General features: G+C 50.5%; 9 protein-coding genes. 3 read left to right on the forward strand and 6 right to left on the reverse strand.

Annotated elements, in window-relative coordinates; genetic code table 11:
• Positions 1–355 precede the first annotated feature (355 nt).
• The 5 genes from E3J62_11025 to E3J62_11045 form a co-directional block, all read right to left on the reverse strand.
• Positions 356–1048 (reverse strand): hypothetical protein, encoded by a 693-nt coding sequence (locus E3J62_11025; protein ID TET44192.1) that lies wholly within the window; start codon positions 1046–1048, stop codon positions 356–358.
• A 121-nt stretch (positions 1049–1169) separates the two neighbouring features.
• Positions 1170–1769 carry a hypothetical protein gene (locus E3J62_11030; GenBank protein ID TET44193.1) on the reverse strand — a complete coding sequence of 200 codons (600 nt, stop codon included), beginning with the start codon at positions 1767–1769 and terminating at the stop codon, positions 1170–1172.
• A gap of 350 nt (positions 1770–2119) precedes the next feature.
• Positions 2120–2629, reverse strand: coding sequence for a hypothetical protein (locus tag E3J62_11035; GenBank protein ID TET44194.1), 510 nt, complete (start codon positions 2627–2629; stop codon positions 2120–2122).
• Positions 2630–2819: 190 nt separating this feature from the next.
• Positions 2820–3530, reverse strand: a complete 711-nt coding sequence (locus E3J62_11040) for a hypothetical protein (protein ID TET44195.1) — start codon at positions 3528–3530, stop codon at positions 2820–2822.
• Between the two features lie 40 nt (positions 3531–3570).
• Entirely contained in the window at positions 3571–4380 is an 810-nt protein-coding gene (locus E3J62_11045) for a hypothetical protein (protein ID TET44196.1), read from the reverse strand.
• Positions 4381–4919: 539 nt separating this feature from the next.
• On the opposite strand from E3J62_11045, the gene E3J62_11050 reads away from it, so the two are divergent.
• Positions 4920–5210 carry an ArsR family transcriptional regulator gene (locus E3J62_11050; protein TET44197.1) on the forward strand — a complete coding sequence of 97 codons (291 nt, stop codon included), beginning with the start codon at positions 4920–4922 and terminating at the stop codon, positions 5208–5210.
• A gap of 199 nt (positions 5211–5409) precedes the next feature.
• Here E3J62_11050 and E3J62_11055 read toward each other — a convergent pair whose 3' ends face one another.
• A complete protein-coding gene (locus E3J62_11055) occupies positions 5410–5679 on the reverse strand; it encodes a DUF4242 domain-containing protein (GenBank protein TET44198.1) in 270 nt (89 codons plus the stop codon).
• A 630-nt stretch (positions 5680–6309) separates the two neighbouring features.
• Between E3J62_11055 and E3J62_11060 the strand changes: the two genes are divergently transcribed.
• Both E3J62_11060 and E3J62_11065 read left to right on the forward strand, forming a co-directional pair.
• On the forward strand, positions 6310–6492 hold the full coding sequence (locus E3J62_11060) for a hypothetical protein (protein TET44199.1): 183 nt from the start codon (positions 6310–6312) through the stop codon (positions 6490–6492).
• Between the two features lie 674 nt (positions 6493–7166).
• A partial coding sequence (locus tag E3J62_11065) for a hypothetical protein (protein ID TET44200.1) occupies positions 7167–8772 on the forward strand: 1606 nt, incomplete at its 3' end.

Below are 8772 nucleotides of genomic sequence, written 5' to 3' on the forward strand. Positions count from 1 at the left end.
CTGCGACGATATCACATCACCTCCACATTTTACGGGCAGTGGATGTTGTACGCTACGAGACGAAGGGAAGGAATGCTGTGTATTGGCTGAAGGCCGAACTTGTTCCTGCCCTGCTAGCAGTTGCAGAGCGCTGCGCCGCAAAGCTCCAGATGCAAGGGAAGAAGGGATAGTCAGACATGTTGACAATTAACCGAAATATAGGCATTTCAATAGCTGGGATCCTGAGGGCAGCCGAAGGGGTCAACATGTCAACAGGTACGGGGATGGTCTGGCTGGGACAATTTAGAATTAAGAAAGCGTTTGCTCGGTGCCCTCCGAATACTCGAAGGATTTACAACTTGACATTTGACAGAACTCACGTTTTCACAACCCTCTCGGAGAGGCAAAGACGGAGGTCAGTTTTCTCGTTCAGTTTGTCTTTCAGTCGCTCTCTGATCTTCTCCGAGCAAGCATTGTCGAAAACGAGCATCATGGTCTTGGCCATGAACGGGTGCCCGTCTGGCAATCTCTTGGATTCCTCAAGCTTTTTGTGGTCTTGGAAGACTTTTTTGCAGAATGTGTCGATACTTCGGTCTCGGTTTTCTCCTCGTGATTCCATCGGTGGGTCTCTGTTGAACATGAATTCGAGTCCATACAATACAGCTGGCGAAGGAGCTCTTCTGAAGTTCTCGGTAACCAGCTCAAAATCCTGCCCTTTGGCAAGTCTGTAGCCCACGGCTTGTATGAATTCTGGATTCAAGACGACGATATCGTAGTGGCCGCGCTGATACTTGCCTCCCTTGGACGTTCGATCACCCTCGCCCTTGACCGCGAAACCAACGCCGCCCATGTCGCACCGAAAAGGCGTGGGATATTCCCGGTGGACTAGGTAGTGACGCTGTCCGTGTCGGTCTGGCTTCGTGGCCCACTCTAGGCCTTCCTGAATCAGAGCGTAGAATCGACAGACAACGTCATTCTCGGTATAGAAGAGAGTTCCGTCCTTCTCGAATTGCTCCTCCAATTCGTCGATGGCCTCTTCAACTCTTGCTTTGATCACCTCTGAATCCATCTGTTTCCTCCATTACGATTAGACGTTCAACCTTGAAACGTGAATTCTCACGCCGATCAACGAAGGAGGGCCATCTTCTTAGTGTCCGTGAAGTCGCCGGACGAAAAGGCTCTTGGCTCTCTCAAAACGAGGCTTTTACTATACACATTATGAGCAATGCAATGGCAATTCCAAGTACAATTGCCCCAGTGCGCCAGAGATCCAGGCGCTTCTTGAGAGCTTCAATCTCAACACGATCCGTCGCCGTCTTTTCTGTTACAGCACCAAGGTAACTGTCAACGGACATGGCGCTGATGCACGGCGAGCCTAGCACGTCACGGGGAGCCCGGATTAGAAAAACGATATCCCCTTTCCGGCGGATAGGAACACCAATGGCATCCCATATAGTGAGTGCTGTTACGGCTTGATCCAATGATCGCATCAGGCGCCGGGTTGGTGCCCCAGAAAGCTCTTGCCAACCCGTAAGTGTAGGTTCGTGGCCCAGCTGGTCAAGTGCCTCTCGTATTACCTCGACTTCCGCATGGAACTCCTTTTCAAGCTCAGGAACTCCGCTCTCCATACCGTAGTCTGAGTTCAGTTGATTCGCAAAACCTGGCGCCGAGGGCCACCAGCACCAGGGGAAGGGCCCCGGCTGGTCTGCAATCCGGTTTGGCCCACAATCAAGTTTCTCACGGACTCGGTTGATTATTTCAATATAGGTTATTGAGCTACTCTTAGGCACTGCTGGCCACCTCCGAGTTATATGATTGTGTGCCGTCCAGCCACTGACAGAAGTGGTATAAATCCTGGATCAGACCTCGAAAACCGAATATTGACAATTCTTGCCCGCTCGATTCTTTAAAACCGATATTCTCTTCACTTCTCATGAGCGATTCTATCCGACCCCACCCCTGCCGTCAACTGAACACCCAGAGACGTGAGATATAAGATTACTCAATACGCATCTCTATTAGGTTAGTTTTGCTCCCCGTGCGACATTATGCAAGAGTCGTTTTGTCAAAAGGGCTAGTCGTGGATACCAAATCTGTCCAGAAGCACTGACCCCGGATCTTCGATGCCAACAGAGTGTGTTTACTCTTCTTCTATCTCTATTTGAAGCTCCTCTGGCTTAGGCGTCGACATATGGTCGTGCAGTATGAGCCATTTCGTGCCCTTCTTTCTCAATATAGCTGTAGCCAAACCTTCTTCCTTTGCAAGCACTTCGCCTTCTGCACCCACTTTCATAGTGTATGAGAAGGTTACCCAGGCAATCTGTCCTATGACGTGCGGTTCTATTGACTGCACCCTTAGTGACCAGCGAAACGGATTACCAAGGTCAATTGCCTCCGCTATTTCCTTGACAATGTTTTGCATCTCTAATAGATTAGAAGACTCTCCGTCACTAATTCCCTCGTAATCTTTGTCATAGAACTTCAGGATTGATTCCTCGTCTGTGGTTTTGGGGAAGCTGGTGATGGCCTTGGCAAAGTCCCTAATGGTCTTCACCACGGCGGCACTCTCAGGGCTTTCCTGCCCACTTCCGACAGCGTATGGAACTGCTAATGCCAACAAAAATAAAAATGGAATCACCAATCTCTTCATCTCATTCACCTCCTCTCGGTTTCGGACTTCCTAAAGCTATGGATGCTTGCCTGCTTTCCAGATTCTCCGTTCGCCTATGAACTGCAAGTTGTGGTACGGAACCTTCGTGACGTCCTCTCAAAATACTCACCCGGAGTGTGGGGAAGGTGCCTCACTTTTTGACAAAATATGCTCTCGCAAGACTGAAACCTCATCTCTTGCCCCCATACGGAGTGGCCTGAGCAAACACAGTCACAATTCGTTGATTGAGCAGATGGTAGTTAGGTAGCCCTATCTTTTTTCTGACTCTGTCGAGAATGGTTTCCCAGCCTGCGACGGTTTGCGGACCCTTCTTGGGCTTTGTGTCTCCGACGAAGTAGAGGAAGACCAACCACGTCGGGACTTCAGCTACGATGTTCATGAAATACAGGTGAGCAACGCGGTTCGCATACTGGTAGTGCCCGTGCAACCAGTCAGCATCTGCTTTCACACCGAGTACTCGCTTGACAGTTGCGAAACTGCGTTCGATCTTCTCACGGCTTCTTGTGGACGCTCCGCATGTTCCTTTCAGTTCGCCACGGTGACTCTTGGCCTCGAGGAGGATGACTCCCTTGGCGCCATTGTTGCCCTCAATCGTTGCGAGTGCGTCCCAAACAGGTCCGCCAGATGGCCAGAAGTCCTTGAGTTCGCTCCAGTGCTCTTTACAGTCAACCTTGTCAAGGAACTGTTTGTCCTGGTATTCGCAGTAGTCCTCAGAAGCCAGCGGCGAGACCCAGTCGGGCTGACCGGCTACGAACTCCCGCAAGGAAGGACTAGCGTTGAGAACCAGGCAGTTAAGGTATTCACGGTGCTCCTTGACCAGCTTTCGGAGCTGGAACTGACTGCCCTTCGACTCTAGATTGAGATCTTGTGCGCTCTGCATCGCCTATTCCACTCTTTTTGCTCGACACCTCACAACTGGACTACTTTGGCGTCTTGAGATACTGTTTTTTCATCTCTAGTCTCGCAGTGTTCAGGGCAGTCTCCAGTTCCCCCATCGCCTTTGTCAGCCTTCCGGTTCTATCTTTCCCGAGCGACAATCCGAGTTTGCACAGTGTTGTTAAGCCGCCTAGTTCTTCCAGCTTGTCAATCATTTTGCCAGCCTCTTCTTCCGGAGTCAGTCCCCACAAGGCGTCCTCGACCTCTCCCAGATCTGTTTTGACGCTGGAAACATAACCCTTGACAGCACTTGTAAGCCCTAGCATGTTCGCCAGGTCTTCCACAACGATGGCATAAGCCTTGGCTCTCCCAACCTTCAGCCTCAAATCATCCTGAGCCTCTTCTTGCGATTCGCAATCTGAGAGCGATAGCTTGATCGCCATTCGGAGGTCACCCGCGATCACTTCGCATTCCTCAAGATTCTCCTTGATACCGGGAGCATTCTTCAGGAAGTCTGAGCCTACAAGCCCGATGGCCACAAGATATGCCCATGCGTACTCCGCATTGTGCAGAAGACGCTCGGCTTCCTCCCTTGATGAAATACCCAGAAGAGCGTTTTCGATTTCGTCCAGCGCGCCATCTACTCGTGACACATATGATACCACTTGTTTAGGTGGATCCAGCGGGGTCAAAGCGACCTTTAAGGCATTGAAGTTAATCCGAAGCTCTTCTGTTTTCTCAAACGCCTTTGTCCCAACTGGCCCCTCACTCGCTTCTGTAACACACGGCCCAGAAACAAGGGACAATACAATGAGTAGCGCTACAGCTCCTACAATACAGACCACTCTATTCATTTCTCCTTTCCTCCTTGCTTGACCGGAGGAGCCCCGGTCACGTGGTTGAACCAAAGAACAGCAATCTAGCATCCGACCTCAGTCTTTTGTTGTGGTAAGAATCCACACCCACAGTCACAAATCCACGGTTCCTTTGATTCGAGAGTACCCAGAGTCTGTGAACCACAGAACGTGTATGCCCAGGTCGTTGAGAAACTCCTTGCTACCCTTGTCAGTCTCACGCGCTACCACCACTGTGATGCTCGGAGACGGTGCAAGACGTTTTTACATTTCTCTTATACTTTGGGTGCATAGGCGCCCTCCAGTTTCTTTGCCAAAACTCGACCCAGTGTAGCAAAAAAGGCCTAATACGTCAAGGGGCTGCTCACAAGAACACCCCCAAATCCCCACCATCCCCGACATACCCGAACCCATGCCCCTCTCATATGCACATATGTACATATGTGCATATGTTGGAATGTGCACATGCTGTTTGACAAGTGGTGTTTGATGTGTTATGGTGAATTTGCGTGAGCGGACCCCTCCCACGGGAGATATCTATGGAGGATATGGTAAGGGCTTTCAGTGCCTTAGGCAACAGAAGGCGTTTCAAGATTGTCGTTTCACTATTGGAGTCGGGCGGAATCACGGTGGGTGAGATCAGCCGCTGGCACCGGATTCACCAAACGGCCGCGTCGCGGCATCTCAGAAAACTGGAAATTGCGGGGCTGGTGCGTGGCGAACAACGAGGACCGCATGTATACTACTCAGCGGAGGTGGATAGCTCTTCGTTGGCTATACGAAGCATTCTGGGAATCATCAAGAGATCCCCCAAACGCCGCGTGAAATAACTCTTCTACCTGATACTTGATATTGCTCATCCCCACATCTTCACATATGCGCATATGTACATATGTACATATGCGCACATGCGGCATCGTGTTACACCGGTCGGAGGCGGGGGAGAGATGCAGCCTTCAACCCGGCTGACTGGTGATAGTCAATAGCCACGCCGCTGAGAGTCTGCAGCGGACCGCTAGCAACTGCCAGTTATCTGAAGTCCTCCGACTGAACCATCATCTCCATCTTGTAAACTGCTTCTACGGGCATATCAGGCGCTGCTTTCTTGATAACTTGACGTACAGATTCAGCATCTTTCGCATCCCATTCACAGTACAGTTTGCCTTCCTCGCGCGCATACCAACTCCTCAGCCAATACGCGTCGCGTGTGAGACCTGCTTTCACGGCCTTGCCCATAGGTGTGGCGCTTCCCACGGTAAGCTCCTTGCCTACCGGATGCACAACCAAAAACTTGGCCATTCTTCTCACCTCCTTCGCCTGTGAATCTGTCAAACTGTTGAAATCAGGAGCCCCACGCAATACCAAAGGACGGGGCCACTTTACAGCTTAGAACGTAGATCTGAGAACGCAGAACTTGAGACGATATCCTCGTGATTTCTTCTGAGCGATTCTATCCCACTCCATCGCTGCTGTCAACGCCCCACAGGCTGTACGCTATGTGCAGTAAGACGAACGCACAAGGAATCGAAAATAGGACCAATAGCCACAAGATCAACGCAGAGAACGATGATCCCATAATAAAACTATGAATGATGAATCTTGTGGCAGTCTATGGAATGTGTGGTTTCAAGGGTTCCGTGTTGGATGTAGCGCAACGGATTGCGGCACTTATTGCCGTGTTAAGCTTATTAGATTCAAGTACTTATCCGTGAGGTCCTAAATTGACCCGAAACGCCACGGAAAATGGGCCTTGTTGGCCCCTCGGAGACTTCGGGAAATATCGCCATAACTCATTGTTTTGTAAGACATTATGTGGCCCTGTTCTTTTTCCGGCATGCTTCTTGTTATATACAGGAACGGCGCGGAAGGCAGACCGCGAAACCAAGCAAGAATGTGGCTCGGTATTAACCTTTGAATGGATAGGGAAGTATGGGAAAAACTTTATTGTCAGATTATGACGTTGGTAAACTCTGGAGCATGGTGCTCAATCCACGGCCCGCGTGGTTGAATGGATACCGGGGACTGGGCATTTACGAAGGAGAGATCAAGACACCCGATGAACAGCATGCTGAACTGGGCTTGCTTGTCGGGAATGACGCAAAAAAGAACTAGGAAGTTGACAGGGCAGCCAGAGAAGGCCACACTGTAGACCACAGCCCCGTTTACTCTTTGTTAGAGGTTGCAAGCGAAGCGCAGAGAGCTCGTTAGAAAGTCTCGATCCCGAGCGTAGCCCCGAGTCTATCGAGGGGCGAAGTCTAGGGAAGTTAATCCTGCTTAGTCTCTCTTGCTGAGACGGAGTCGAAGCTTAGAGAGAATTAGTCCTGGGCGATAGCCCAAGGACCAAGTCAAGGCGAGCAAAGCCGAAGGAAGATTATCAAGGGGAGGGAACCCGAACGGAACGAAGCCCAAGGGTAAAGTCTAGCCCCGGGCCAAATTCGGTTTTTTTCTTGACAGGTTTTGAAAAAACCTCTATGATTCAGTTAGGGTGGATACGGGCTGAGGGCGGTCTGAGACGGGCATTCTGAGAAGTCAGCTCTATCCCAAGCTTTCGTGAGAACCTACGCGCGCACGAGTATTGAACATCCTCGACACCCTCAATAGCCACGGTCTTGTGGGGGCTAGCTGCCAACCGCAAAAGGGTGCCTGCGCATGTTAGATCTACATCTTCAATGCAAGCCTATTGAGCTCCACGCCTATTCTCCGCTAGTGCGGGCGCAAAGGACCGTGATGAATTCTTTGATGGCTGGACGCCCGATGGCGGAATGTCCAAAGCAAAGGGGGCAGAGATGACTCGAAGGAAGCCGCTTTTCCTTAAGGGGTTCTTTTTTATTAGCCTTTCAAGTGCTCTTCTCTCTTGGGGGTTGCTCTCTTCCGCCCAGAGCGCGACGAGGATAGAGGAAAGAATCGATATCGGAGCGGACGCTGATTCGACCGAAACCATTCTCTGGGGGGACTGCTGTGAATGTATTCCATCGCCCTGCGACCCAGAGGGATCTTCCATAACCCTGCCCTATAAGAGTCGAGTTTGGGCAGAGGTCATTAGCACAATGGCAGGCGCTCCAATCACCTTCGGTCTGGAATCGCCATTTCACGAACACTATTGGGATGATGCAACACAGCACGTGGGGGCCGATACGATGGTCGGCTGCTTCCCGGAAGGGACTGAGCTACTTTTCCATATCCATCCTGGGGGTCCATGTATGAACCATGACATGTATCCTCTTGTATCGGGGTTTGGTCCTATCCGCACCTTGAACTTCGAGGATTATTGGGACTGCGACTGGAATGACCTTGTTGTTGACATAAGCCTCTTCCCTGTTTCCTCCTGTGCGTGGGTCCAAACTCTTAGGATGGCTGCTTCAAATGATGTGGGCTTACCCGAAGTGACAGATCCGGTCTTTTTGGCCAGGTTTACACAGAATGGGCGATTAGAAATCCTGGAAAATGAACCTGTGGGGGACCAGATTAGCTTCCTGGAGCCCATACCAGGCGAGAAATACATATCGTTTAAACTTCATTTCAATTTCGATGCTTATCCCTTCCATCCTTCCTGGGACCCTCAATATAAGATTGATATCGATATAGAGGGATTTCCTGACGCCATTTTTCAGCAGGGTGCAGGTTGGAGTGCCGTTATGCGGGTTATGCTCAGACACGAGGAAGTTACTGAAGCACATTTCGGAGACAAGAGAATGACAATTAATCTGAACTTTACAAACCCTGACGACGGAACTTCCGTGGGTTTCCAGACAATCAATACGACCCTCAAGGTCTTCTTTGCTAAGAAAGAGAATTGGGAGGGGTGGGGATCGATCACGAATTGGTTCTATTACTGGCGAATGATCAGTGCTCTACACGTTACACAAATAGAGGCTTTCAGATCAGTATACGGTGGGGGAAGTGGGGCACCGTGGGAGCCACTTGGTGAGTACAAACCCAAGGAGTATTTTGATAAATACATCATATACAAGGGTGCGGGTACTCGTCGGTCGATATCCATAGATAACGCAAACCCAAACGACCCACAGGACCCATGCTGCGGGGACCTGCGTTTTGTGCAGGGAATAGATGGTTTTGCTATGGTTTGCCGTCACGAGAATCGTCATAGGCAGTTCTTTTCGCTTTGGTATCGTGATTGGAAGGATTACGAAGAGCGGAGGGCTCAGGGTGAAGACCGGGATCGTGACTACGTGCCCAATCAGGTAGAAGTGGATGGAGGTCTCGACCCTGATAAGTCCTGCAGTCACCCCTGTTGTCCCTACAGGTGCGGACTTGGTGGTCGTATGAAAAATGATTTTGAGTGGTTGGTGTACCGCGAACAAGTAAACTGGGGATTCTATATCTGGGATCATCTTGATTGGGCCAGTCCGGGGAAGCAAACTGACCCGGGCT

Source organism: candidate division TA06 bacterium, from assembly GCA_004376575.1.
In the GTDB taxonomy this organism is placed as follows: Bacteria; Hydrothermota; DG-26; order E44-bin18; family E44-bin18; genus E44-bin18.

Coding starts and splice junctions, on each gene's coding strand:
- E3J62_11025 (TET44192.1), bottom strand. CDS start 1,048: ATGGATTCAGAGGTGATCAAAGCAAGAGTTGAAGAGGCCATCGACGAA.
- E3J62_11035 (TET44194.1), bottom strand. CDS start 2,629: ATGAAGAGATTGGTGATTCCATTTTTATTTTTGTTGGCATTAGCAGTT.
- E3J62_11040 (TET44195.1), bottom strand. CDS start 3,530: ATGCAGAGCGCACAAGATCTCAATCTAGAGTCGAAGGGCAGTCAGTTC.
- E3J62_11045 (TET44196.1), bottom strand. CDS start 4,380: ATGAATAGAGTGGTCTGTATTGTAGGAGCTGTAGCGCTACTCATTGTA.
- E3J62_11050 (TET44197.1), top strand. CDS start 4,920: ATGGAGGATATGGTAAGGGCTTTCAGTGCCTTAGGCAACAGAAGGCGT.
- E3J62_11055 (TET44198.1), bottom strand. CDS start 5,679: ATGGCCAAGTTTTTGGTTGTGCATCCGGTAGGCAAGGAGCTTACCGTG.
- E3J62_11060 (TET44199.1), top strand. CDS start 6,310: ATGGGAAAAACTTTATTGTCAGATTATGACGTTGGTAAACTCTGGAGC.